At 65.6% G+C, this 21,074-nt stretch carries 27 protein-coding genes and 2 tRNA genes; 12 read left to right on the top strand and 17 right to left on the bottom strand.

All coding sequences use genetic code 11. The features are described from left to right. The 11 genes from KBZ07_RS04260 to psbB form a co-directional block, all read right to left on the bottom strand. Positions 1–527: recombinase family protein (locus KBZ07_RS04260; protein WP_254930449.1), on the bottom strand; the 527-nt coding region annotated here is incomplete at its 3' end. Between the two features lie 316 nt (positions 528–843). Further along, positions 844–916 (bottom strand) — tRNA-Phe (locus KBZ07_RS04255). After that, entirely contained in the window at positions 907–1,545 is a 639-nt protein-coding gene (locus tag KBZ07_RS04250) for a ComF family protein (RefSeq protein WP_254930448.1), read from the bottom strand. Before KBZ07_RS04250 ends, KBZ07_RS04255 begins: the two co-directional genes overlap by 10 nt. 44 nt (positions 1,546–1,589) lie before the next feature. Next, positions 1,590–1,856 (bottom strand): DUF2470 domain-containing protein, encoded by a 267-nt coding sequence (locus KBZ07_RS04245; protein ID WP_254930447.1) that lies wholly within the window; start codon positions 1,854–1,856, stop codon positions 1,590–1,592. A 147-nt stretch (positions 1,857–2,003) separates the two neighbouring features. After that, the gene (locus tag KBZ07_RS04240) at positions 2,004–3,272 is read right to left on the bottom strand and encodes an FGGY-family carbohydrate kinase (protein WP_254930446.1); all 1,269 of its coding nucleotides are present in this window, start codon (positions 3,270–3,272) and stop codon (positions 2,004–2,006) included. Positions 3,273–3,306: 34 nt separating this feature from the next. Further along, positions 3,307–4,554, bottom strand: a complete 1,248-nt coding sequence (gene metK / locus KBZ07_RS04235; RefSeq protein WP_254930445.1) for a methionine adenosyltransferase — start codon at positions 4,552–4,554, stop codon at positions 3,307–3,309. 27 nt (positions 4,555–4,581) lie between these two features. Further along, complete coding sequence (locus tag KBZ07_RS04230) at positions 4,582–5,391, bottom strand: HAD family hydrolase (protein WP_254930444.1); 810 nt, start codon at positions 5,389–5,391, stop codon at positions 4,582–4,584. Between the two features lie 25 nt (positions 5,392–5,416). Continuing rightward, the gene (locus KBZ07_RS04225) at positions 5,417–6,475 is read right to left on the bottom strand and encodes a 30S ribosomal protein S1 (protein ID WP_254930443.1); all 1,059 of its coding nucleotides are present in this window, start codon (positions 6,473–6,475) and stop codon (positions 5,417–5,419) included. Positions 6,476–6,599: 124 nt separating this feature from the next. Further along, positions 6,600–7,094: a transcriptional regulator NrdR gene (nrdR, locus tag KBZ07_RS04220; RefSeq protein WP_254930442.1), complete on the bottom strand. Its 495-nt coding sequence runs from the start codon at positions 7,092–7,094 to the stop codon at positions 6,600–6,602. A gap of 130 nt (positions 7,095–7,224) precedes the next feature. Further along, positions 7,225–7,320: a photosystem II reaction center protein T gene (locus KBZ07_RS04215; RefSeq protein WP_010314684.1), complete on the bottom strand. Its 96-nt coding sequence runs from the start codon at positions 7,318–7,320 to the stop codon at positions 7,225–7,227. 24 nt (positions 7,321–7,344) lie between these two features. Then, positions 7,345–8,904 carry a photosystem II chlorophyll-binding protein CP47 gene (gene psbB / locus KBZ07_RS04210; RefSeq protein WP_254930441.1) on the bottom strand — a complete coding sequence of 520 codons (1,560 nt, stop codon included), beginning with the start codon at positions 8,902–8,904 and terminating at the stop codon, positions 7,345–7,347. Positions 8,905–9,031: 127 nt separating this feature from the next. On the opposite strand from psbB, the gene KBZ07_RS04205 reads away from it, so the two are divergent. Both KBZ07_RS04205 and psbM read left to right on the top strand, forming a co-directional pair. Continuing rightward, positions 9,032–9,475, top strand: a complete 444-nt coding sequence (locus tag KBZ07_RS04205) for a 2Fe-2S iron-sulfur cluster-binding protein (RefSeq protein WP_254930440.1) — start codon at positions 9,032–9,034, stop codon at positions 9,473–9,475. A gap of 48 nt (positions 9,476–9,523) precedes the next feature. Beyond that, the gene (gene psbM / locus KBZ07_RS04200; protein ID WP_015109223.1) at positions 9,524–9,631 is read left to right on the top strand and encodes a photosystem II reaction center protein PsbM; all 108 of its coding nucleotides are present in this window, start codon (positions 9,524–9,526) and stop codon (positions 9,629–9,631) included. On the opposite strand, the gene KBZ07_RS04195 is transcribed toward psbM, so the two are convergent. Continuing rightward, positions 9,628–10,476 (bottom strand): universal stress protein, encoded by an 849-nt coding sequence (locus KBZ07_RS04195; protein ID WP_254930439.1) that lies wholly within the window; start codon positions 10,474–10,476, stop codon positions 9,628–9,630. The two genes, psbM and KBZ07_RS04195, sit on opposite strands and share 4 nt — an antisense overlap. Before the next feature lie 12 nt (positions 10,477–10,488). Here KBZ07_RS04195 and KBZ07_RS04190 point away from each other — a divergent pair, with 12 nt between their 5' ends. The 4 genes from KBZ07_RS04190 (at position 10,489) to KBZ07_RS04175 (ending at position 13,768) form a co-directional block, all read left to right on the top strand. Then, a complete protein-coding gene (locus tag KBZ07_RS04190) occupies positions 10,489–10,947 on the top strand; it encodes an acyl-CoA thioesterase (protein WP_254930438.1) in 459 nt (152 codons plus the stop codon). 26 nt (positions 10,948–10,973) lie between these two features. After that, positions 10,974–12,215 (top strand): DNA-processing protein DprA, encoded by a 1,242-nt coding sequence (locus KBZ07_RS04185; RefSeq protein ID WP_254930437.1) that lies wholly within the window; start codon positions 10,974–10,976, stop codon positions 12,213–12,215. Between the two features lie 91 nt (positions 12,216–12,306). Then, positions 12,307–13,185, top strand: a complete 879-nt coding sequence (prmC, locus tag KBZ07_RS04180) for a peptide chain release factor N(5)-glutamine methyltransferase (protein ID WP_254930436.1) — start codon at positions 12,307–12,309, stop codon at positions 13,183–13,185. After that, positions 13,178–13,768, top strand: a complete 591-nt coding sequence (locus KBZ07_RS04175; protein ID WP_254930435.1) for an L-threonylcarbamoyladenylate synthase — start codon at positions 13,178–13,180, stop codon at positions 13,766–13,768. Before prmC ends, KBZ07_RS04175 begins: the two co-directional genes overlap by 8 nt. Positions 13,769–13,870: 102 nt before the next feature. Here the strand turns inward: KBZ07_RS04175 and KBZ07_RS04170 are convergent, their stop codons facing one another. The 5 genes from KBZ07_RS04170 to minD form a co-directional block, all read right to left on the bottom strand. Beyond that, the gene (locus tag KBZ07_RS04170) at positions 13,871–14,437 is read right to left on the bottom strand and encodes a hypothetical protein (protein WP_254930434.1); all 567 of its coding nucleotides are present in this window, start codon (positions 14,435–14,437) and stop codon (positions 13,871–13,873) included. A gap of 35 nt (positions 14,438–14,472) precedes the next feature. Beyond that, positions 14,473–14,544 (bottom strand) — tRNA-Thr (locus KBZ07_RS04165). 11 nt (positions 14,545–14,555) lie between these two features. After that, positions 14,556–14,813 carry a response regulator transcription factor gene (locus tag KBZ07_RS04160; RefSeq protein WP_254930433.1) on the bottom strand — a complete coding sequence of 86 codons (258 nt, stop codon included), beginning with the start codon at positions 14,811–14,813 and terminating at the stop codon, positions 14,556–14,558. 77 nt (positions 14,814–14,890) lie between these two features. Further along, on the bottom strand, positions 14,891–15,199 hold the full coding sequence (gene minE, locus KBZ07_RS04155) for a cell division topological specificity factor MinE (protein WP_254930432.1): 309 nt from the start codon (positions 15,197–15,199) through the stop codon (positions 14,891–14,893). Between the two features lie 5 nt (positions 15,200–15,204). Then, complete coding sequence (minD, locus tag KBZ07_RS04150; RefSeq protein ID WP_197148089.1) at positions 15,205–16,023, bottom strand: septum site-determining protein MinD; 819 nt, start codon at positions 16,021–16,023, stop codon at positions 15,205–15,207. A 116-nt stretch (positions 16,024–16,139) separates the two neighbouring features. Here minD and KBZ07_RS04145 point away from each other — a divergent pair, with 116 nt between their 5' ends. The 6 genes from KBZ07_RS04145 to KBZ07_RS04120 form a co-directional block, all read left to right on the top strand. Next, a complete protein-coding gene (locus tag KBZ07_RS04145; RefSeq protein ID WP_254930431.1) occupies positions 16,140–17,168 on the top strand; it encodes a phospholipase D-like domain-containing protein in 1,029 nt (342 codons plus the stop codon). Next, on the top strand, positions 17,161–17,724 hold the full coding sequence (locus tag KBZ07_RS04140) for a chromate transporter (protein ID WP_254930430.1): 564 nt from the start codon (positions 17,161–17,163) through the stop codon (positions 17,722–17,724). Before KBZ07_RS04145 ends, KBZ07_RS04140 begins: the two co-directional genes overlap by 8 nt. Continuing rightward, positions 17,721–18,320, top strand: a complete 600-nt coding sequence (locus KBZ07_RS04135) for a chromate transporter (RefSeq protein ID WP_254930429.1) — start codon at positions 17,721–17,723, stop codon at positions 18,318–18,320. The genes KBZ07_RS04140 and KBZ07_RS04135 overlap by 4 nt, the downstream gene beginning before the upstream one ends. Before the next feature lie 123 nt (positions 18,321–18,443). Continuing rightward, entirely contained in the window at positions 18,444–19,691 is a 1,248-nt protein-coding gene (locus KBZ07_RS04130; RefSeq protein ID WP_254930428.1) for a hypothetical protein, read from the top strand. Positions 19,692–20,133: 442 nt separating this feature from the next. Beyond that, positions 20,134–20,424, top strand: coding sequence for a hypothetical protein (locus KBZ07_RS04125; RefSeq protein WP_254930427.1), 291 nt, complete (start codon positions 20,134–20,136; stop codon positions 20,422–20,424). Then, positions 20,417–21,074 (top strand): hypothetical protein (locus tag KBZ07_RS04120; RefSeq protein WP_254930426.1); only part of this gene is annotated, 658 nt, incomplete at its 3' end. The genes KBZ07_RS04125 and KBZ07_RS04120, both read left to right, overlap by 8 nt.

The raw sequence follows: 21,074 nt of genomic DNA, 5'->3' as shown, positions 1-21,074 counted from the left end.
TCCCCTTCTCCACGAAGTCGGATGAGCAGCGACTGCTTCGTGTTGGATGTCTTGGGTCTTCCACCCAGGTTTCCTCCGTTCTTTCGTCTGAACTCCACGGACTCCCTGCTTCGTTCCTGTATTAGGGACCTTTCCACCTCCGAAAGGCCTGTCAGCAGTCCCACGACGAGTGGAGCAAGTTGCCCAAGAGCAGAAGTGTCTATGAGACCATCTAGGGTCTTGACCTTGATTCCTTGGTGCTGAAGCTCGTTGAGTCGGTTGATGACCTCAACTTGCGACCTCCCAAGTCGGTCAAGTTTGGAGACCACCAGGATGTCGCCCTTCTGAAGCACCGATAGACAGGTGCGGAGTTGATGCCTCTTCTCCAGGGGCGTGGTGCTACTGACCCGTTCAGAGAAGACCTCTTCGCATCCCGCATCCCTCAGTTCCTGGACTTGAGCATCCAGTCCCTGTTGCTGGTGGATGGTTGATGTCCGTCCATATCCAATTTTTCTACCCACTTGTTCGGAAAGGGTGACTGTTTCCAAAGGATAGCACCCGAACAGCCTTGCCGAACGCTTTTAGGGGTTCAAACGCCTGATTTTTGCCAGCCTCCTCATTGGTAGAGCAACCCATGGGTTTCCGAACGGGGTTTGCTGGTGCTCCTCGGAGTCGTGCGGTATGGGGAATCTGGGTGCCCTGTCTCCTGAGACCAATGACGCCTAATCCCATACCGTTCCCATACCGTTCGGCAGTGGCGCCAAATCTGGCGGGATCTTGGAATGAGACCTGTATGTAGTGCCTAGGGCACCAACTAATGACCTACAGGCACCATATCTGGCGCCATGTGTCTCAATCACAGAATGCCAGGACCCAGATTTGAACTGGGGACACGGCGATTTTCAGTCGCCTGCTCTACCAACTGAGCTATCCCGGCCCACCGCCGCAGCGGCTTACAGATCTTAGATCACGGTCTCGTCTGGGGGTTTTCCCCAGGCAGACCATTCCTGCCACCAGCCAGCCCCGCTCGCCCAGGGCGGCGGCGGCGGCGCAGGCGGTGGCACCGGTGGTGAGAATGTCGTCGATCAGGAGCACCGGGCGCCGTTGGCCCGCCAGCGGTGAGGAACAGCGAAATGCTCCGGCCTGGTTGGCCCAGCGCAATTCGCGGCCCAGGTGGTGCTGGCCGAGCACGGGCCGGCTCCGCAGCAGCAGGGGCTCCTGGCGCCAGTCAAGTTGCCAGGTAAGGCACCTGCTCAGCAGAGCCGGCAGGGGGTTGCCCTGGCGCTTCCAGCTGGGAATCGGCACCAGCAGGGGGGGCTGGGTCCAGGGCTCCCGGCGCAGGCCTGCGACCAGCTCCTGGATCAGGGCTCCGACCAGCGGGGGTTTGGGGCTCGTGCGCAGGTGCAGCAGCTGGCGACGCAACAGGCCCCCGTAGAGCCCCGCAGCCCACCAGGTCAGGGGGGCCGAGCCCTTGATCCCCCCCCGGGGCAACTCGGCCACCAGTTCGGCCTGGAGGCTGGGGGGCTGGGCGATCCAGTGCAGGGGCAGCAGTTTGAGGATTGCCATGGCCAGATGGGGTAGCCCTTTCAGGCTTCCCACAACTGGCCAGCTCAGCCTGGTAAGGCCCGCAGCATGGCCACCAGGGTGCGGTGGGCATCCTCGCTGTCGCTGAGGCTGTGGTCGAAGGGCACCGTGACGGTGGCGCCATCCACCTGGAGGTCCATCGCCTCGGGCCTGACGCTGAGCATGCTGGCCTGCTCAGCGGCGCTGATGCCGCCGTAATGGCGGGCGAAGGCCAGCACCGCTTCGGCATGGTCGTCGTTCATGTGTCTGCAGATCCGATCACTTACGGCGGAGCTGAGGGGGTCGGCGGCCATGGCGCGGAGCTGGGGAGGTTGGTTTGGATTCTGGTTCAACCAGCCCCGAACCGCTGCCAGAGCAGCAGGCCGAGGCGGATGGCGCTGAAGCCCACGTAGCCGGCCAGCACTACGAAGAGCCCCATGGCGATCACGGAGCGCAGGCGTTCATTCATCGCTGCTGAGGGCGGATGCTGCCAGTCTGGCCATGCCGAGGGCGGCGCAGAGGCCAGGACGATTCAGCACCGGAACCCCCAGGCTCTGCTGCCGCAGGCGACGCCATTGGGGATTCCGGGCCCCACCTCCCAGGCTGATCACCCTCTCCAGTGGTGGGGCGCCAGCCTGGCGCAGCCGCTGCCAGCCCTCCCGTTCGATGGCCGTGAGTCCCTCCAGCAGGGCCTGGAGGTAAAGGGCATCGCTGATCGGTCGAGGTTCCAGCCGCGGCTCCAGGCCTGGGTCGTCCACGGGAAAGCGTTCCCCGCGGGCCGTCATGGGGCGGAGCCGCAGGCCGGTGGGCTGGCTGGGGGCAATCTGGCGGCTGAGTTCGCCAATCTGCTGATCACTGAAGAAGCGCCGCAGGATGCCAGCTCCGGCATTAGAGGCACCCCCCACCAGCCAGCGCCCCCCCACCCGATGGCAGCTGATGCCAGGCCCCTGGATCGGCCCCGGGCTGAACTGTTTCAACACCAGGGTGGTGCCCAGCACGGTGATGCCCTCGCCTGCGGCGGGAGCCGCTGCCAGCACCCCGGCGTTGGCATCCGTAGTGCCCGCCACCACCCGGCAGTGGCGGGGTAGCCCCAGCCGCTCCGCCAGCTTGGGCGCCATGCTGCCGAGCACCGCGCCACTGGCGCATATCTCCGGCAGGGCTGGGGCCCAGCACTGCTGAGCAATCGATCCGCTCCAGGCCTGGCGTTGGAGGTCCCAGCCCAGGCGCAGGTTGTTGCCCTCTTCCCCCCAGCGCCAGTCGCCCAGCAGCCACCCCATCAGCCAGTCGGCCTGATGGCGCCATAACCAGGGCCCAGCTTCGCCGGCCAGATCGGCCTGGGCGAGAAGGTGCAGGCCCCGGGCCAGGCTGCCGCTGGCACTGGTGGCTGGCCCGGATCCTGCCAGGGCGGCAGCAGCTTCGGCCTGATCGCCGCAGGCCCGGTGATAGGGGAGGGCAAGCCCCAAGCTGCCGGGGCCCGGTTCCCCTGTGGGGCGGCAGAGCAGCAGGGTGCCGGAGGTGCCGGCAACGGCGACGGCGCCGATGCGGATTCGGGTTGCGGCGGGCAGCCTGGCGCAGAGGGCCTCAAATCCGCTGGCCCAGCCAAGGGGATCTTCCAGCCCATTGGGGTACGGGCCGACCTCCGTGACCAGCTGTGGCCCATGGGCAGCCACCAGGGCAATCCGCAGGCCGCTGCTGCCCAGATCCACCCCCAGGGCGAGTGGTGTTTTCACCCGCCGGGCTGGGGCTGGGGCTGGGGCTTGGAACTCAGGCGGCTACCTGGGCTGCGGTGGCCTGCTTGAGCGTGGCGGCGATGGTGGTCACGTCCTCCCAGGGCAGGTCGAGGTCGCTGCGGCCGAAGTGGCCGTAGGCGGCGACGTCCTGGTAGAAGCGGCCGCCCCTCTGCTGGGGGAGGGTGCGCAGGCTGAAGGTTTCGATGATGGCGCCTGGACGCAGGTCGAAGTGCTCATGCACCAGGGCAGTGAGATCGGCGTTGCTGATGGCGCCCGTGCCAAAGCTCTCCACCAGAATGCTCACGGGCCTTGCCACGCCGATGGCGTAGCTCAGTTGCACTTCCACTTTGCTGGCCAGGTCTGCAGCCACTAGGGCCTTGGCCACATAGCGGGCGGCGTAGGCAGCAGAGCGATCCACCTTGGTGGGATCCTTGCCGGAGAAGGCGCCGCCGCCATGGCGGGCGTAGCCGCCGTAAGTGTCGACGATGATTTTGCGGCCCGTCAGGCCGGCATCACCCTGGGGGCCGCCCACCACAAACTTGCCGGTGGGGTTCACCAGGAAGCGAGTATCTGCCTGGGAGGGCTTGAGGGCCAGGTCGGCGGTGGCGGGCTCCACCACATGGGTCCAGAGGTCGGTAGCGATGCGCTCGCGTATGGCCTTCTCTTCAGAAATTCCATCAATCTCCGCGGTGTGTTGGGTGGAGATCAGGATCGTGTCAATCGCCACCGGGCGATCGTCTTCGTAGACGACGCTCACCTGGGTCTTGCCGTCCGGCAGCAGGTAACCCAGGCTGCCGTTGTGGCGCACCTCCGCCAGGCGCCGAGCCAGGCGGTGGGCCAGGCTGATCGGCAAGGGCATCAGCTCGGGGGTCTCATTGCAGGCGTAGCCAAACATGATCCCCTGATCTCCCGCACCGATCAGATCCAGGGGATCGCCGTCGTGGTCGTCGGCCTCATTCACCCCCTGGGCGATGTCAGGCGACTGTTGATCCAGGGCCACCAGCACGGCACAGCTGTGGGCGTCGAAGCCGCCGGCGCGGGCACCGGCGTAGCCGATCTGGTTGATCACCCCCCGCACAAGGGTGTTGAAGTCGACCCTGGCCGTGGTGGTGACTTCGCCGGTGATCAGGCAGAGGCCCGTATTCACAACGGTTTCGCAGGCCACCCGGGAGGCCGGGTCCTGGGCCAGCAGGGCATCGAGCACCGCATCGCTCACCTGGTCACAGATTTTGTCGGGGTGACCTTCGGTTACCGACTCGGAGGTGAAGACGTAGCGGCTCATGCGGCCTAGGCCAAATGTCAGCCCAGCCTATGCGCCGCTGACTCTCACTTCAAGCTCACTCCAGTGGCTCAGACAGGGGAAGCAGGGATCGAGGGGAGGGGGCGAGCTCCAGCCGGCGGTGTAGCCGATCACCACGGGCACTCCGGCCTGCTTTGCCATCCGCAGATCGCTGTTGGCATCTCCGATCAGGGCACAGTGGTTGGGCGGTACCCCCAGGCTGGCGCAAAGGGCGTACACGGCTGCGGGGTCGGGCTTGTGGGGGGTGTGATCGGCGCTCCAGTGCGCCTGGAACTGACAGGTGAGGTTTGCGCTGGCCAGAAATGCTGCGATGCCAGCCCCATCGTCATTGCTGATCACGGCACAGGCCACCGCTGCTCTGCCAAGGGCCTCCACCAGTTGATGGAGGCCGGGGGTGGCGATCGGCCGTCGCTGGCTGCCCTGGCCATGCAGGCCATCGGTGGCGGTGAACACGCTTTCGCCCAACGCCAGGGCTTCGGGCCAGCCCAGCCCCACCTGGGCCAGGGCCGTGGCAGTGGAGATCAGGTTGTGCTGGCGGGAGCCCACGGCCGTGGCTCCGGCCGGATCGATCGCCTGCTCGCCCAATCCATAGGCTCGGCCGAGGAGCTCGACCAGTTCATCCCCTCTGACGGCGGCAAGCTCGGGATGGCCCTGGGCCAACAGCTTGCTGGCAACTGAAACCCTGGCCGAGGCCAGGGCATGGAGCATGGGCTCGCTGATTGAAAGGGGGCCGTCCTTGTCGAACAGCACCGCTTCGATCTGGTGGGGGATGCCCCTGTCGTCTGCCAGGGTCTGGCCCCGCAGGAGCAGTTGTGCCATTAGGAACTGCGGCGATTGGGCGCCCTCAGTCCAGGGTGACCCCCATGGGCTCATTGTCTTCGGCCTGCTCAAGCAGCATCTGCTTGTAGCGGGCGGCCATTTCCTCGGCTTTATCGAACACTTTCTGGGGATCGGTGAGCATGTCGCCGGGCTCGGGCTCGAGGGCCTTGGTCGAGAGGGAGATCCGGCCCCGCTCGGCATCCAGGTCGATGATCATCACCTTCATCTGATCGTTGACATTGAGCACCGTGTGAGGTGTCTCGATGTGCTCGTGGCTGATTTCAGAGATGTGCAGCAGGCCGCTGACGCCGCCGATGTCGATGAAGGCGCCGTAGGGCTTGATACCGCGAACGGTGCCGAGCACCACTTCGCCCACCTCGAGGCGATTCATCTTGCGTTCAACCAGGGCGCGGCGATGGCTCAGCACCAGGCGGTTGCGCTCCTCATCCACCTCCAGAAACTTGAGCGGCAGGAAGTCGGCCACCAGTTCTTCCTTGGCCTTGCGGGTGCTGATGTGGCTGCCGGGAATGAAGCCGCGCAGGCCTTCAACCCGCACCAGGGCGCCGCCGCGGTTGGTGGCGAACACCTCGCTGTAGATGGTGGCGTCTTCTTTTTGCAGCTGACGCACCCGCTCCCAGGCGCGCTGGTATTCGATGCGGCGGATCGAAAGCGAGAGCTGGCCGTCTTCGTTCTCCTCACTCATGATGAAGAACTCCCGGATCTCGCCGGGCTGGAGCACGTCGCTCAGGCCCTCCACCCGGTTGATCGACACCTCCTGGAGGGGCATGAAGGCGGCTGTTTTGGCGCCAATGTCAATCATGGCGCCCTTCGATTCGAGGGCAAACACGGTGCCGTTGACCACGTCACCGGGCTTGAAGTTGTAGTCGTACTTGCTCAGCAGCGACGCGAACTCGTCGAGGGTGAAACCCACCCCATCGGCGTCATTGCGCGATTTGGCCCGGCTGCTGGGGTCATCGGCGGTAGGCACCTCTTCCGGAATGGCCAGGTCGAGATCCTCGGCCGTTTCGACGGCTGCAAGGTCTAGATCGGTCTCAGTGGTGGCTTCGGAAGGGGTCACTGTCATGGGAGAAGGCGGCCTGCCGGGGGCAGTGCGAAGGGAGTGACCGATCTGCCCGCCAGCAGACCCAGTCAGATCCAACACTCTACCAACGTGGCAGGCCTTGGTCCCCTTGGCCCTTGGGCAGCCCTCAGCCGATTGCGGCCAGGCTCGGCTTGCTCCGTCTGCCGCCGTTGCGCTTGTCGAGCCCCTCGAGGGTGGCCACGAAGTCACTGATGCCCTGGAATTGGCGATAAACCGAGGCAAAGCGCACGTAGGCCACCTCACTCATCTCACTGAGGTGGCGCAGCACAAGTTCACCGATTTCGCTGCTTGTTACTTCGCGGCCGCTGCGCTGCTGCAGCTCAAGTTCGATTTCATCCACCACAGCTTCAAGCCGAGCAGGTTCTAGGCCGGTTTTTTCGCAGGCGCGCAACAGTCCATGGAGCAGTTTCGCGCGGTTGAAGGTTTCCCGGGTGCCGTTGCGCTTCACCACAGTGATCGGCACCGTTTCCACCCTTTCATAGGTGGTGAAACGAAATTCACAGTTGAGGCATTCGCGCCGCCGCCGCACGCTGCGCCCACTGTCGGCCGCTCGAGATTCGAGCACCCGGCTGTCGGTGTGTTGGCAAGAGGGGCATTGCATCCCCGAACATCCGGGCTTGGTTCTTAAGTTTAGACACGCCACTTTCATTTGGAAAGGGCTCCATTGATTACCCATTTGCCATGAAAAAAGCCCCTGCTTAAGCAGGGGCTTGGCCAAGGGGGCTGGCCTGTTATTTGCCGATCTTCGGGGGATCGCGGAAAGCGATGGCAAAGAAGAGGGTAGAGATGGCCAGAGCCAGGATCAGGATGTACGCGAAGCTTTCCATGAATTTCCTCTAGGGGTCTGGCGGTCAGCTGAGGGGCGAACCAGCTGGGGGCACGAAGCCCTCCGGCAGGCGGCGGGTGGAGCGGTCGCCCAGTTTCTGGAACAGACCGAATTCCACCTGTTCGCCCAGATCTGGATCGATACCTGCGAACACATCTCGGTAGAGGGTGCGGGCACCGTGCCAGATGTGGCCGAAGAAGAACAGCAGGGCGAAGGTGGCGTGGCCAAAGGTGAACCAGCCGCGGGGCGAGCTACGGAAGACACCGTCGGAGTGATAGGTCTCCCGGTCGAATTCGAATGCTTCCCCAAGCTGGGCCTTGCGGGCCAGGCGCTTGACATCGGCCGGATCTGTAAAGACCTGACCATTGAGGGCGCCGCCGTAAACGGTTGCGGTTACGCCGGTCTGCTCGAAGGAGTACTTCGCTTCAGCACGGCGGAAGGGAATGTCAGCCCGCACGATGCCCTCTTGGTCTAGGAGAATCACAGGGAAGTTCTCGAAGAAGTTGGGCAGGCGGCGCACTTCCAGATCCCGACCGTCCTTGTCTGTGAAGCTGATGTGGCCCAGCCAGCCGGTGGGCAGGCCGTCACCGTTGACCATCGGGCCCACCCTGAACAGGCCTCCTTTGGCAGGACTGTTGCCGACGTAGTCATAGAAGGCCAGCTTCTCAGGAATCGAGGCATAGGCCGCCTCCTTCGTTGCGCCGTTGTCGAGGGCGGTCTGCACTCGACGGTTGATCTCAGTCTTGAAATAACTCTGGTCCCATTGGTAGCGGGTGGGGCCAAACAGTTCAACTGGAGTGGCCGCAGCTCCGTACCACATGGTGCCGGCCACAATGAAGGCCGCAAATAACACCGCCGCGATAGCCGAGGCCAATACGGTTTCGATGTTGCCCATGCGCAGGGCCTTGTAGAGCCGTTCGGGCGGGCGGGTGGTGATGTGGAAGATGCCGGCGATGATGCCGACGATTCCAGCTGCGATGTGGTGGGCGACGATCCCGCCTGGATTGAAGGGGTTGAAGCCCTCCGGGCCCCAGGAGGGTTGAACCGCCTCCAGGTGACCTGATATTCCGTAGGGGTCACTCACCCACATCCCTGGCCCGAAGACCCCGGTGAGGTGGAAGGCGCCAAAGCCAAAGCAGCCGAGGCCGGCGAGCAGCAGGTGGATGCCGAAGATCTTGGGCAGATCGAGGGCTGGTTCACCGGTGCGGGGGTCCTGCCAGATCTCCAGATCCCAGTAGGTCCAGTGCCAGATAGCGGCCAGGAAGAGCAGGCCACTAAAAATGATGTGGGCAGCTGCCACGCCTTCAAAACTCCAGAAGCCTGGATCAACTCCGGTCTCACCGGTGATGCTCCAGCCGCCCCAGCTGCCCGTAACCCCCAGGCGGGCCATGAAGGGCATGACGAACATGCCCTGGCGCCACATGGGGTTGAGCACCTGGTCGGAGGGGTCGAAGATGGCGAGCTCGTAGAGCGCCATCGAGCCGGCCCAGCCGGCAACTAAGGCGGTGTGCATGAGGTGCACGGCGAGCAGACGGCCCGGGTCGTTGATCACGACCGTGTGCACCCGATACCAGGGCAATCCCATGGGGGTAGTTCTGGGTAGGTTTTGCGATCGTAAGGGGAGCCCTGGCCACTGCGCGGCCTAGGTAACGGACCGCAACGGCCTGACTCACAATGGGACCCACAATTGAGCCCCCATCAGGAGGTACCCCATGCCCGTGATCCGATTTGTGCGCGAGGGCAGAGACGTGGAGTGCTTCCCGGGCGAGAACCTGCGGGAGGTGGCCCTGCGGGAAGGCATCCAGCTCTACGGGCTCAAGGGAACCCTGGGCAACTGCGGCGGCTGCGGCCAATGCATCACCTGTTTTGTGGCCGTTCCGGAGGGTGGCGCTAGCCAGGCGCTGAGCGAACGCACCGTCGTGGAGGACCAGAAACTGCGCCGCCGCCCCCAGACCTGGCGTCTGGCCTGTCAGGCCCTGGTTCAGGAGTCGGTGCTGGTGCTCACCCGTCCCCAGGTGGGCTTGCCCGATCAGGAGGCCCTGCTGGCCGCAGCCAGGGCCCAGGCCCTGCCGCCCGGCCCCACGGCCTGGCCCGTTCCCCCCGAGCAGGAGGGCGCCCTGGAGGAGCCAACCGCAACGAGCGATGAAGCCTCCTGAAAACCGTCCATTCGGCGGTGATACCGTCCCAGCACTTCCCCCTCAGTTATGGAAACCAACGACCTCGGCTTTGTCGCCAGCCTTTTATTCGTTTTGGTTCCTGCGGTCTTCCTGATAATTCTTTACATCCAGACCAACAGCCGCCAGGGCGGCTAACTCCTGCCTTCCGGTTCGCGCACGAGCAGGACTGGGGCTGGGGCATGTACCCGGATGTAGTCGCTCACCGAGCTGCCCAGCAGGCGGTCGATGTCCACCAGCCCCCGCGCCACCACCGGGCGTCGGTCCTGGGAGGCGATCACCAGCAGGTCGGCCTTGAGCTCTTCGGCGGCTGCGCAGACCATGCGGCCCACCTCGCCACTGCGCTGAACGGTGGTCAGCTCCACGCCGAAGGCACGGGCCCGCTGGATCGCCTTGCCCACAGTCTCTTCGGCAGGGGATTTGCCCCCCCTTGATGGGGTGATCTCTTGACGGCTCACATGCACGCCGGTCAGGGTGCCCCCGGGGATGTCCCGCACCAGTTCACAGGCCAGCTTGAGGGCGTTGTCCCCCACGCCGGTGCCGTCGATGGTGACCATCACCCGGTTGATATGGCGGATGTAGAGGTCGTCGCGCACCAGCAGCATCGGCCTGGTGGAGAGCTGGAAAACGTACTGGCTGGCACTGTTGCTGAGGATGGCCTGGAGGCGGTTCATGCCGCGGGAGCCCATCACGATGAGGTCGCTGTTGAGTTCATCGGCCACCTTGAGCACCGTTTGCTTGGTGTCGCCCTGGCGGATGATTGTGTTCACCTCCCCGGGGTCGAGGCCCAGGCGCAGCACCGCTTCAGCGGCAATGCCGGCTGCCTTCTGGGAGTGCTCAGTGAAGCTTTCGCCAACCTGCTCGGGCACTACGTGCAGCAGGTTGAAGCGGGCTTGGCGAACTGTGGGGATGTCGCGCAGCATGCGCACCATCTCCTCAACGTGGCCCTTGCCGGAATCGGCGATCAGTACGTTGCGAAACACGGGAGTTAAACGATGAAACGGTCTTCCCTGCAGCCTACGGATGGGGGTTGGATTCTGGAGCGAAGGGTGCTGCCCCAGCACACAGACCATGCCGGTGTGATGTGGCATGGCGCCTATGTGGCTTGGCTGGAGGAGGCCCGGGTTGAAGCCCTGGCAAAGGCCGGTGTTGCCTACAGCGAACTCTCGGCCAGGGGCCTGGAACTGCCGGTGGTCAGCCTGGCCATCGATTACCGCCGGGCCCTGATGCATGGGGATGCCGTTCGGATCTGGAGCGAAGTGATGCCCCGGCGCGGCCTCAAAATCCCTTGGCGCAGCCTTTTTTTAGGCGCGGATGGGGTGGTGGCAGCCGAGGCCATGGTGGAGCTGGTGTTGGTCGAAGGGGTTGGGGAGCCGGGGCGCCAGCGGCTGATGCGCAAGCTGCCAGCCGACCTCGAGGCCGCGGTGGCAATCCTTGTGGCTGGATCGGCCTAGTATCAGTACACCTGTACTGAAATGACATGGCCCCAGTTGCTGCGCTCCCGCGATCCTCCTCGCCCTCAGCCAATCCCTCGGCCAAGCATCCAGCCAAGTCACCAGCCAAGCCCTCGGCCAAGCAGCATCGCCCCCTGCTGCGGGCCGCCGATGCCGCTGGCTGGAGTCTGGAGCAAAGGCTCTGGTGGCTGCTTTGGTCTGGATGCCCCGGGGTGGGCCCCAGCCGCCTGGTGGCTATTCGGGACAACTTCTGTGGCTGGGGGGCGGCCTGGGCCTCTCCTGCCGAGGCCTTCGCTGGCCTGGCGGGTATGGGATCGCTGGGCTGCCGGCAATTGGAGCGGTATCGGGCCCATTGGGGGCCAGATCCCTTGCCAGAGGTGGCTCGACAATTCCAGGGCGGGAGGCGGGTGCTGCTGCCCGCCGATCCGGCCTTTCCCCCCGAGCTGCTGGCGCTGGAGCGGCCGCCCCTGCGTCTTCACTGGCGCGGCGAAGGTTGGTTGTGGCCCCTGCTGCGCCGCCGTCAAGCCATCGCGGTGGTTGGCACCAGGCGCCCCTCCCTGCATGGGCTGGCAATGGCGGAGGCGATTGGGGCGGCCCTGGCCCAGGCCGGCTGGCCCGTGGTGAGTGGTTTGGCGGAAGGGATTGACGGGGCGGTGCACCGGGGTTGCCTGGCCCAGGGGGGGCAGCCGGTGGCGGTTTTGGGCACGCCCCTGGAGCGGGTGTACCCAAGGCACCACAAGCAGCTGCAGGCTGAGGTGGCGGCTCGGGGGCTGCTGGTGAGTGAGTTGCCAGCGGGCACCGCGGTTCAGGCCGGTCACTTTGCTGCTCGCAACCGGCTGCAGGTTGGGCTCGCAGCTGGCGTGGTGGTTGTGGAGTGTCCCCTCAAAAGTGGCGCCCTCCATTCCGCGGCCCTGGCCATGGAACAGGAGTTGCCCCTCTGGGTGGTGCCTGCCGATGCCGGCAAGGCCTCTGCTGCCGGCAGCAACCGTCTGCTCGCCCAGGATGCAACGGTGCTGCTGGATCCGGCCGATCTGATTCGCCAGCTGGGTGCGGGTCCCCTTGCGCCTCGCCTATCCGCTTCGTCGCGGCTAAATACTTCGCCGCCCGGGGATTCAGCCCTGTTGGCGGCCCTGGGCCTTGGCGCCTCCCTCGAGCAGTTGTGCCTCAGCTTGGAGCAGCCCGCTGCCGCGGTGGCGCCCAGGCTGCTGGCCCTCGAGCTGGGGGGCCTGGTGAGGGCGGAGCCGGGCCTGTGTTGGCGGCCGATCTAGCCTGGGGCCATGGCTGGGTCGAGCTCAAGCGGGGGTGAGCTAGGTGGCGAGTGAGCTAGATGGCGAGTGACCTCAATGGCGACTGAGCTCAATGGCAACTGAGCTCAATGGCAACTGGTGGTTGGCCTGGCGCCGTCGCCAGCTTGCCCTGGGCGGCCATCCGGCTGATTTTGACTGGCTGGTGGACCTCGCTGGCGGTATCCCCTGGCGCGAGCAGCAGCAGTTGCGGTTGCATCCCGAGCAGCTCGTGCGGCTCAGGGTGGATCCCAGCCACATAGAGGAGCTTTGGCGTCGCCATCTCCACACCGCCGAACCCCTGCAATATCTGGTGGGTCGCTGCCCCTGGCGCGACCTCGAACTCCTTGTGGGCCCGGGGGTGTTGATTCCGCGTCAGGAAACGGAGCTGCTGGTTGAGCTGGCCCTGGAGCTGGCTCCAGACTGCCCGGGTCCATGGGCAGATTTGGGCACCGGTTCGGGCTGTTTGGCCCTGGCCTTGGCCCTGGCCTGGCCCACCAGTAGCGGTTGGTCTGTGGACTCCAGCCCCGCAGCTCTTGCTCAGTCGAGCGTCAATCTGGAGCGGGCGGGGGTGAGCGATCGGGTGCGGCTGCTTGAGGGCAGCTGGTGGCAGCCGCTGCTGCCCCTGTGGGGACAACTGCAGCTGGTGGTGAGCAATCCGCCCTACATCCCCACGGCGGTGTGGGCTGAGCTGGAGCAGGGGGTGCGGGAGCACGAGCCCGCCCTTGCCCTCGATGGCGGTGCCGATGGCCTTGGCGCCCTGCGGCCTTTGGCTCAAGGCGCCAGGGCCGCCCTTGCCCCTGGTGGGCTACTGCTGCTGGAGCACCATCACGACCAAAGCGCGGCGGTGATCGAGCTGCTGACGTTGGCGGGTTTGGAGCAGGTGCGAGCCCATCTCGATCTGGAGGGCCAGCAGCGCTTTGTTTCGGCCCGGCGATGCTGGCTTGATGTCTGACCCCTTGCCCACCCTTGCTCCCCCGGAACTGGCCGCCCACCTGCTGGGGGGATCGGCTGCCCTGTTCCCCACGGACACCTTGCCTGCCCTGGCGAGTTGTCCCAGCCAGGCCCACCAACTCTGGGCCCTGAAGCACCGCCCAGCCGAGAAGCCCCTGATTCTGATGGCCGCCAATGCCGAGGCCTTGCTGGGGTCCATCGGCCGCCCGGCCCGGCCCGAGTGGTTGGCGATGGCGGCCTGGGCTTGGCCGGGGGCAGTCACCCTGGTGCTGCCGGCCATTGGCCCCGTGGCCGAAGCCCTCAACCCAGGCGGTGGCAGCCTGGGGTTGCGGCTGCCGGCCTGCCCTCAGGCCCTGGCCCTGCTGGAGCTCAGTGGACCGCTGGCCACCACCAGTGCCAATGTTTCCGGCCAGCCCCCCGCTACCACGGCAGAGGAGGCGGCCCGGCAGTTTGCCGCTGTGCCGCTGCTAGGCCCCATGCCCTGGCCGGAGGCCGGGGGCATGGCCAGCACCGTGCTGGCCTGGCGGGAGGGAGGGGGCTGGCAGGTCTTGCGGGCTGGTGCTCTACTGCCTCCAGGGATTTGAGCGATCGCATGGCAGCCCTTTTTCTGGTGGTGCTTCTGGCGGTGGCTGCCTTCCACTGGTTGATGGAGCCTTTTCTGCAGGTGCTGCCTGCCCTGCTGGATCTCAGGGCTTTGCCTTGGACGCTGCTGGTTTTGGCGATTTGGCTGCTGGCGGGACGCCCGGCGGTTCGCTGACGGCCGCAGGTAGGGGTTTGGCATTGGCACAGAGGTTGGCCACCATCAGGTCTTCCGCTCCTTCTCCCTTGGATTCCTCCAGGGATAGGGGCAGGCGCCATTCGCCCCAGGTTCCCTCGCTGGATTGGCGGCTCACCCGCAGGGTTTCGCAGTGAACCGCCACCTTGCTGGTCACTTCCGGGGATCCGCAGATGCTGGTGGTGGTGCGCACGCCTCCCTCAGCGATTCGCCAGGCGCTCCAGTCGTAGCGGCAGGGGCCAAAGGTTTTCCAACGGGGGGCCTTGAGTTGGCGGATTTTCTCGAGCAGGGCCTGTTCCTTGGCACTGGTCGAGGCGGCCCCAGCGGCTGGCTTGGTCGTTTGCGTTTGATCCGGGGAGTTCGACTGGGCGTGGAGAGGGCCTGGGTGATCCAGTTGCAGCGCCAGCACGAGCAGGCCGGCAAATCTTGCTAGCGGCAGCCGCCAGCCGCCGTATCGATGGGAGGGGTTAGGGAGCATGGCTCAGGGACGGGGTGGACCAGGAAATCACCAGAAGCCGGCTAACGGATTTGAACCGATGGCCTTCGCTTTACAAAAGCGCTGCTCTACCACTGAGCTAAGCCGGCAGTGGAAGTGGTCAAACCTGCCCTTCCCATAGAACTTTATCGCCTGCCGATCTCCCGCCGATCGCCCATAGCAGGAGCTGGGTGCGGCTTTGGCAGCCGGTTTTAGCCAGCAAATTCGCCATGTGACTTTCCACGGTGCGGGGACTGACGATCAGGGCGGCGGCAATCGCCTTGTTGCTGTGGCCCTGTTCCAGTTCTTGCAGCACCCGCATCTCTGCCGGGGTGATGTCGGTAGCAGCCGTGATTGCTGGCTTGGCAGTTTCGCCCATGGTGGCCTGAATGCGGTTGCTTCAGCTTTCCCACACTTGCTTGGAGCTTTATGGCTGCCCGTGGCGCCTTGCTGAAATCAGGAGCTGAGCTTGGCCTGGAAGGTCTGTTCGACAGGTGGGAATGGCACCTTGGCGCGCCGAATCGGCAAATTGGCCACCAGGGCTGTCACCCGGTCTTCCGTCTCCAGGGTGACGTCGCCTTCTTCTAGGTCGATTTCGACATAGCGGCTCACCACCTCCAAAATCTCCCGACGCATCTGCTGCAGCAGTTCGGGGTTGAGGTCGCTGCGGTCGTGGGCAAGCACCAGCTGCAACCTCTGCTTGGCAGTGTTGGCACTGGCGGGTTGCAGGCCCAGAAGTTTGTTGATCACATCGCGCAGGGTCATCGGCTTCAGAAGATCTTGGTTTGCATCAGCCGCCCGATCGTCGCGCGGATGCCCTGGCGCTCCTTGCTCGGGTCGATCAAGGGCACGTCTTCGCCTAGGAGTCGGCGAGCCACGTTGGAGTAGGCCCGGGCGGCCGGGGAACCATTGCCATTGAGGGTGAGGGGCTCACCGCGGTTGGTGCTCACGATCACCTGCTCGTCTTCCAGCACCAGACCCAGCAGGGGCAGGGCCAGGATGTCGGTGACGTCGCTCACCGCGAGCATCTCCTGGTTGGCCATCATCTTGGGCCGCACCCGGTTGAGCACCAGCTGGATGGGCTTCACCCCTTCACTGTTGAGCAGGCCGATCACCCGGTCGGCATCGCGCACCGCCGACACCTCCGGCGTGGTCACCACGATCGCTTCGCGGGCAGCAGCCATGGCGTTCTTGAAGCCGCCCTCAATGCCAGCGGGGGCGTCGATGAGCACAAAGTCGAAATGGTCGCCGAGCAGGGCTGCGATCTTTTTCATGTCGTCGGGCTGAAGCCACTCGAGCATGCGCGGGTTGCCCGCCGGCAGCAGGGCCAGGTTTGGCTCCTGCTTGTGTTTCACCAGGGCCTGCTCCAACCGACAGCTTTCCGAGAGCACCTCCTGGGCGGTGTAGACGATCCGGTTCTCCAGCCCCAGCAGCAGGTCGAGATTGCGCAGGCCGAAGTCGGCATCGAGCACGGCGGTGCGGGCTCCCTGCTTGGCCAGGGCGATGCCCAGGTTGGCGGTGAGGGTGGTTTTGCCCACGCCCCCCTTGCCGGAGCAGATCAGGATGTAGCGGGTAGACGGGGCGGTCACAACAGAGGCTGGAGTGGCCAAAGGTTAAGGCCTAACTACTGGCGCGGATGTCTTGGTGCTGGCATCGCCGTCCGGGACCCTTGGATTACAACGGGTCAGCCCCCTCCACCGCAGGGATGACCGAGCCCAAGGATCCCTCCTCCCCCCAGCTTCTCCACCAGCATCTCCACCAGCAGCTGCTGGTCATGCCCGATGACGGGGCTGGGGCAGTGGTGGCCCTGATCGATGGCGCCCGGGAGTCGCTGCTGCTCAAGCAGTTCAAGCTGCAGTCTGAGGCGATCGAGCAGGCCCTGCTGCGGGCCCACCAGCGCGGCGTGCAGGTGCGGGTCATGCTTAATCCCCACACCTCCGGCGGAGACCGCTGGAACGATGAGGCCCATGCCCGCCTGGGCGAATGGGGCATCGAGGTGGCCTGGACCAGCGAGGCCTTTCCGGTGACCCACGAGAAATCGATGGTGGTGGATCGCTCCTGCGCCCTGATTTCCACCTTCAACCTCAGCGACAAATACTTCACTGAAACCCGCGACTACGGCATCGTCAGCCACGCCCCGCCGGTGGTCGAGGAGGTGATTGCTGGCTTTGAGGCCGACTGGGCCCGCACTTTTTTCCATCCCAACCTCCACGTGGGCCTGGTTTGGAGCAGCGTGCACAGCCGCGGCCAGATGGCCCGGATCATTGATCTGGCGCGAGAAACCCTCTGGATTCAGCATCCCAAATTCGTGGATGCGGTGATCCTCGAGCGGATCATCTCCGCCCGGGAGCGGGGGGTGAAGGTGCGCTTGCTCTGCGGTGGCAAGCACGGCATCTCCGATTGGGACATCTACGACACCTTCTCCTCCCTGCGGGTGATGGAGCGGTTCGGGGTGAAGGTGCGGCGCCAGAAACACCTGAAACTGCACGCCAAGCTGTTGCTGGTGGATGGCACCTACGCCCAGACCGGTTCGATGAATATCGATCGCAGTGCCTTCGACCTGCGCCGGGAACTTGGCATCGAATCCGACGCCCCGGAGGTGGTGGCCAGGCTGCGCAGCACCTTCCAGGCTGACTGGGATGCCGCCAAGAAATACCAGGCCCCCGATCCCCTCGATCCGAGCCTGCATGAGGAGGGCGAATTGCCACCCGACCCCCATTTTGTGCATGACTGAGCCCAAATTGGCGCCCCGTCCCAGCCTGGACCAGTTGTTCTGGGGCATGCTCCAGGTGGCCCTCTCAGCCTTTGGTGGTGGGCTGTCCGCCTGGAGCCAGCGGATCGTCGTGGAGCAGCGCAGTTGGATGACTAACGAGCAGTTCCTCACCGGCCTCACCGTGGCCCGCCTTTTCCCCGGGCCCAACCAGATCAACATGGCCGTATATATCGGCGCCGAGTTCCATGGCCTGGCCGGTGCCCTGGTGGCCCTGGCCGGCATGTTGCTGGTGCCCTTCACCCTGCTGATGGCGGTAGGCCTGGCCTATTTCCAGCTCCACGGCATCCCTGCGGTCGATCGGGTGCTTGCTGGGGTGGTAGCGGCGGCGGCGGGGATGGCTCTCTCGATGGGATTCAAGATTCTTGACCAGTACACCAAGGATTTGTTTGCCCTGGTTCTGGCGGCGGCAGTCTTTGTGGCCCTTACCTGGTTGCACCTGCGCTTGATTCCGGTGGTGCTGATCTCTGCTCCGTTGGCCATGGTCTGGTACTGGCCCCGGCGGCCTGCCCAGCCATGAGCGAGCTGCTTGCCGCTGCCGCCTGTACGCCAGCCCGGCTCTCCGACCTGGGCACCCTGCTCCAGGTGCTCGGGCAGTTTTTGTCCCTGTCGCTGTTTTCCCTGGGCGGCGGCAACACCCTGCTGGCGGAGTATCACCACCTGGCGGTTGATCAGTTCTGCTGGCTCAGCAATGCCCAGTTCGCCGATCTCTACGCCTTAGCTGAAGCGGCGCCGGGCCCCAGCTCGATGTTGGTGGGCTTGATTGGCCTGGGCGCGAGCTGGCCGGAAGGGCCTTTTTGGGCCCTGCTCAGTGCCTACGGCGCCGAGGTGGCCATCCTCTTGCCATCCACCTTGGTGATGGTGCTGGCCTGCCTCAGCTGGAAGCGGCTGGAGCATTCCCCTTGGCGCCGTGCCTTCGAGCAGGGCCTGGGGCCGATCACCTTGGGAATTCTGTTTGCGGTGGGCCTGAAGATTCTGCGCACGGCTGACACCAACGCAGCCGGCGTGCTGGTTTCGGTGCTGGTGTGTGTGCTGATGCTGCGCACCCGTATCTCGCCGCTGTGGTTCATGGCTATGGCAGGGCTACTAGGCGCACTGGGACTGATCAATCGCTGACCCGGGCAGGAGCGGTTTCGGGTGGTTTAGCGTCCCATCCGTCACCAAATGCCGCCACTAATGCCGCCACTTTTTCGGCCGCGGCGGCGGCGGCTGTGACCTTCGCCCCGCCCCTGATCACCCATGCCCCGCCGCGCTGCCCTGCCCTGGGAAGCTCAGATCCGCCAGCTGGTGAAAAGCAACCATGGCCGCGGGTGGACCCTGGGGCCGCACCGGGGCGGCCGCACTCAAATCACCCGCCGCTGGAGCGACGGCACCCGCAGCAGCGTCACGGTCAGCACCCCATGGGCGCCCAGTAGCGGGGCCGCCCTGCTGGCCCTTGTGGAGCGTCTGGCCGGGCTGATGACTGAGAGGCGGCTGGGGCTGGCGGAAGCCGCCCAGCTGGTGGATGTGGAAGGGGCTGGCCGATCAGCGGCAGCGATCCGCTCCGGTGCGGTGGAGTGGCCGGCGGTGGCGGAGCGGTATCGGCACCAGCGGGTGGAAGTGAGCGGCGAGCTGTCGGCCCGCACCTGGAAGAACCACCAGGGCCGGCATGTGAATGAAGCGCTGGCGGCGCTGGCCCACCGCCCAACTCCCCGGGATGGCCGCGCGGTGCTGGATGCGGTGCTGGCGGCCCACCCCACCGATCCCGGCAAGCAGGGGCGTCGGGAGCGGGTGGGCAATGTGGCCCGGTTCCTGGTGTTCGCGGTGGAGCGCTGTGGGGCGCCGAGCCGGTACCTGCCCCCGACCAACCTGGGTGAGCTGATCGGCAAGCGGTTGGATCGGGCCGAGCCGGCTACACCGCTGCTGGATGACCAGCTGGTGCGGCTGTATCGGGCGGTGCCGGATCCGAGCTGGCGGCTGGCGGTTGGCCTGACTGGGGTGTTCGGGTTGCGGCCCATTGAGCTGGGCTGCTGCCGGCCTGAGGGCCTGGGGCTGCGGGTGCAGGGTGTGAAGCGCAACGCAGCCGGCAAGAGCGCGGATCGGCTGGTGCACGCCCTGGAACCCGATGGGGCCGTGGGTCTGGGCCGCGAGCTGCTGGCGCTGCTGGCGGAGCGCGGCCCGGCGGGGCTGCCGGACTGGGGCAACACGCCGATCAGCACCAAGCTCGGCTGGTACCTGGCGGATCATGTGCCGGAGTGGGCGGCGCTGCGGGCCGAGGCGCTGGGCGCCCACCAGGGCCGCCTGAGCACCTACAGCTGCCGGCACGGGTACGCCTGGCGGGGGGGCCAGCTGTATGGGCTGAGCCCCCGGGTGCTGGCGGCGCTGATGGGGCACAACGTGGCCACGCACCTGAAGCACTACGGGGGTTGGAGCGGTGAGGCGGAGACGGCCGCGGCGGTGGTGGCGGCCCGGTCCAGGCTCCAGCAAGCCTCCGCACTTACGGGGTGATGCCACTAGGGACAAGGGCGCGGATGGTGCCGGACGCTGTGGGTGGTGGCAGGCGGGCTATTTGGGACTAGGTTGGACCCGTTACAGGATTCCACTGGCTGCGGTCACATAGAGGGCCGTTATCAGGATTCGACCTGGAGGGAACCCCGTTCTCTGAACGGCACTCGCTATCCCAGAGGGGCCCTGCTCAGGGCAGCTCAACCAGGCATACCTTCACCACCTCGAACCACCGGAGATGGGACCGGCAGGCGAGTAGGCACCCTTGGCCCTCGGGTCACTGGACCGGTAGGAATCAAGCGGCCTCCCCAAGGGGCCGTGCCCGAGGACAGAGGTACGACCCTCCCCTGCCCGGCTAGGCCGGGACCCGCAACTGCTGGAGGTGACCATCGGGGTGACGCTGGCGTGATGCCAGCGCGGGTTTTTCACAGAACCCGTCTGTCTGATGACACGAAGAACCCCCCACACCCCCGCGGTGGAGTGGATGCCTACGGGTCGCGCCGTTGCGATCTGTGGAATCAGCAGCAGCACGCTGCAGCGTTGGGTTGCTCAGGGCCTGTTGGAACACGGCCGCGAATACCTCAACGGCCTGACGCCCACTAGCCCGAGGCGCTGGAACCTGGCGGCCCTAGAGGCCCGGATCGAACAACTGCGCAAGCTGCCGGATCCCCTGCGCCCAGAGCTGGAGGCCCAGATCGACGCGGCCCCGCCGGCCGGAGGTGGATGTGGTGCCTGACCCTGAGCCCCAGCCCGAGCTGGATGTGTCCTGCGTACTTGTCACGAAGTCGAATGAGCTTCACACGGCCGCGGCGGCCCCCGGCGGCAAAGGCCACAGCCAGCAGCTGGAGCTGGTGGCCGCAGTATCGGCCGAGCCGGCCCCGGTGCCAATACCTGGAGAGCCCCCGGAGATCACCGCCGAGCCGACAGCGGCCGGGGTGGCAGCCGCCCGGGCTGAGCGGGCCGAGCGGACCCGCCTGTGTGCCAGGCATCGGGAGATCCTGGCCGCCAGCGCGATCACCGACGACCGGATCAGCCTCTGGGAAACGATTTCAGAGGCCCGGGATTTGCCCAGGGAGCTGCGCAGCTGGGGAGAGAAGGTGCTGCCGTGCATGGGCACCGTCTGGCGCACCGTGAGCGGGGCTCTGGTGCCGCAGATCCGGCTGGATACCCCGATCGTCCGGAAGGATGGCCGGCCGGTCCGCTATCTGTTCCCAAAGGGTGGCGGCGGCATCATCGGCACCGATGCGGCCTTTGAGCGGGACTGGGCCAACACCCACATCCCAGCACTGCTGGTAGAGGGCACCAAACAGTTCCAGGGCGCTGCGAGCACGATCAATTCGGAGGCGCCATTTGCGATTCCATTCGGCCTGCCCGGCTGCTGGAGCT

This window comes from Cyanobium sp. BA20m-14 (genome assembly GCF_024346295.1).
This window is presented reverse-complemented; position numbering and strand designations above follow the sequence as displayed.

What these genes read in the sequence shown, in the direction of transcription:
- psbM (WP_015109223.1), top strand. Translation starts at nt 9,524, where the DNA reads ATGGAAACCAACGACCTCGGCTTTGTCGCCAGCCTTTTATTCGTTTTG.
- KBZ07_RS04190 (WP_254930438.1), top strand. Translation starts at nt 10,489, where the DNA reads ATGAAACGGTCTTCCCTGCAGCCTACGGATGGGGGTTGGATTCTGGAG.
- KBZ07_RS04225 (WP_254930443.1), bottom strand. Translation starts at nt 6,475, where the DNA reads ATGACAGTGACCCCTTCCGAAGCCACCACTGAGACCGATCTAGACCTT.
- minE (WP_254930432.1), bottom strand. Translation starts at nt 15,199, where the DNA reads ATGACCCTGCGCGATGTGATCAACAAACTTCTGGGCCTGCAACCCGCC.
- KBZ07_RS04170 (WP_254930434.1), bottom strand. Translation starts at nt 14,437, where the DNA reads ATGCTCCCTAACCCCTCCCATCGATACGGCGGCTGGCGGCTGCCGCTA.
- KBZ07_RS04215 (WP_010314684.1), bottom strand. Translation starts at nt 7,320, where the DNA reads ATGGAAAGCTTCGCGTACATCCTGATCCTGGCTCTGGCCATCTCTACC.
- KBZ07_RS04145 (WP_254930431.1), top strand. Translation starts at nt 16,140, where the DNA reads ATGACCGAGCCCAAGGATCCCTCCTCCCCCCAGCTTCTCCACCAGCAT.
- KBZ07_RS04160 (WP_254930433.1), bottom strand. Translation starts at nt 14,813, where the DNA reads ATGGGCGAAACTGCCAAGCCAGCAATCACGGCTGCTACCGACATCACC.
- KBZ07_RS04140 (WP_254930430.1), top strand. Translation starts at nt 17,161, where the DNA reads ATGACTGAGCCCAAATTGGCGCCCCGTCCCAGCCTGGACCAGTTGTTC.
- KBZ07_RS04205 (WP_254930440.1), top strand. Translation starts at nt 9,032, where the DNA reads ATGCCCGTGATCCGATTTGTGCGCGAGGGCAGAGACGTGGAGTGCTTC.
- psbB (WP_254930441.1), bottom strand. Translation starts at nt 8,904, where the DNA reads ATGGGATTGCCCTGGTATCGGGTGCACACGGTCGTGATCAACGACCCG.
- KBZ07_RS04185 (WP_254930437.1), top strand. Translation starts at nt 10,974, where the DNA reads ATGGCCCCAGTTGCTGCGCTCCCGCGATCCTCCTCGCCCTCAGCCAAT.
- KBZ07_RS04250 (WP_254930448.1), bottom strand. Translation starts at nt 1,545, where the DNA reads ATGGCAATCCTCAAACTGCTGCCCCTGCACTGGATCGCCCAGCCCCCC.
- prmC (WP_254930436.1), top strand. Translation starts at nt 12,307, where the DNA reads ATGGCAACTGAGCTCAATGGCAACTGGTGGTTGGCCTGGCGCCGTCGC.
- KBZ07_RS04175 (WP_254930435.1), top strand. Translation starts at nt 13,178, where the DNA reads ATGTCTGACCCCTTGCCCACCCTTGCTCCCCCGGAACTGGCCGCCCAC.
- KBZ07_RS04245 (WP_254930447.1), bottom strand. Translation starts at nt 1,856, where the DNA reads ATGGCCGCCGACCCCCTCAGCTCCGCCGTAAGTGATCGGATCTGCAGA.
- KBZ07_RS04230 (WP_254930444.1), bottom strand. Translation starts at nt 5,391, where the DNA reads ATGGCACAACTGCTCCTGCGGGGCCAGACCCTGGCAGACGACAGGGGC.
- KBZ07_RS04125 (WP_254930427.1), top strand. Translation starts at nt 20,134, where the DNA reads ATGACACGAAGAACCCCCCACACCCCCGCGGTGGAGTGGATGCCTACG.
- KBZ07_RS04135 (WP_254930429.1), top strand. Translation starts at nt 17,721, where the DNA reads ATGAGCGAGCTGCTTGCCGCTGCCGCCTGTACGCCAGCCCGGCTCTCC.
- KBZ07_RS04130 (WP_254930428.1), top strand. Translation starts at nt 18,444, where the DNA reads ATGCCCCGCCGCGCTGCCCTGCCCTGGGAAGCTCAGATCCGCCAGCTG.
- metK (WP_254930445.1), bottom strand. Translation starts at nt 4,554, where the DNA reads ATGAGCCGCTACGTCTTCACCTCCGAGTCGGTAACCGAAGGTCACCCC.
- nrdR (WP_254930442.1), bottom strand. Translation starts at nt 7,094, where the DNA reads ATGCAATGCCCCTCTTGCCAACACACCGACAGCCGGGTGCTCGAATCT.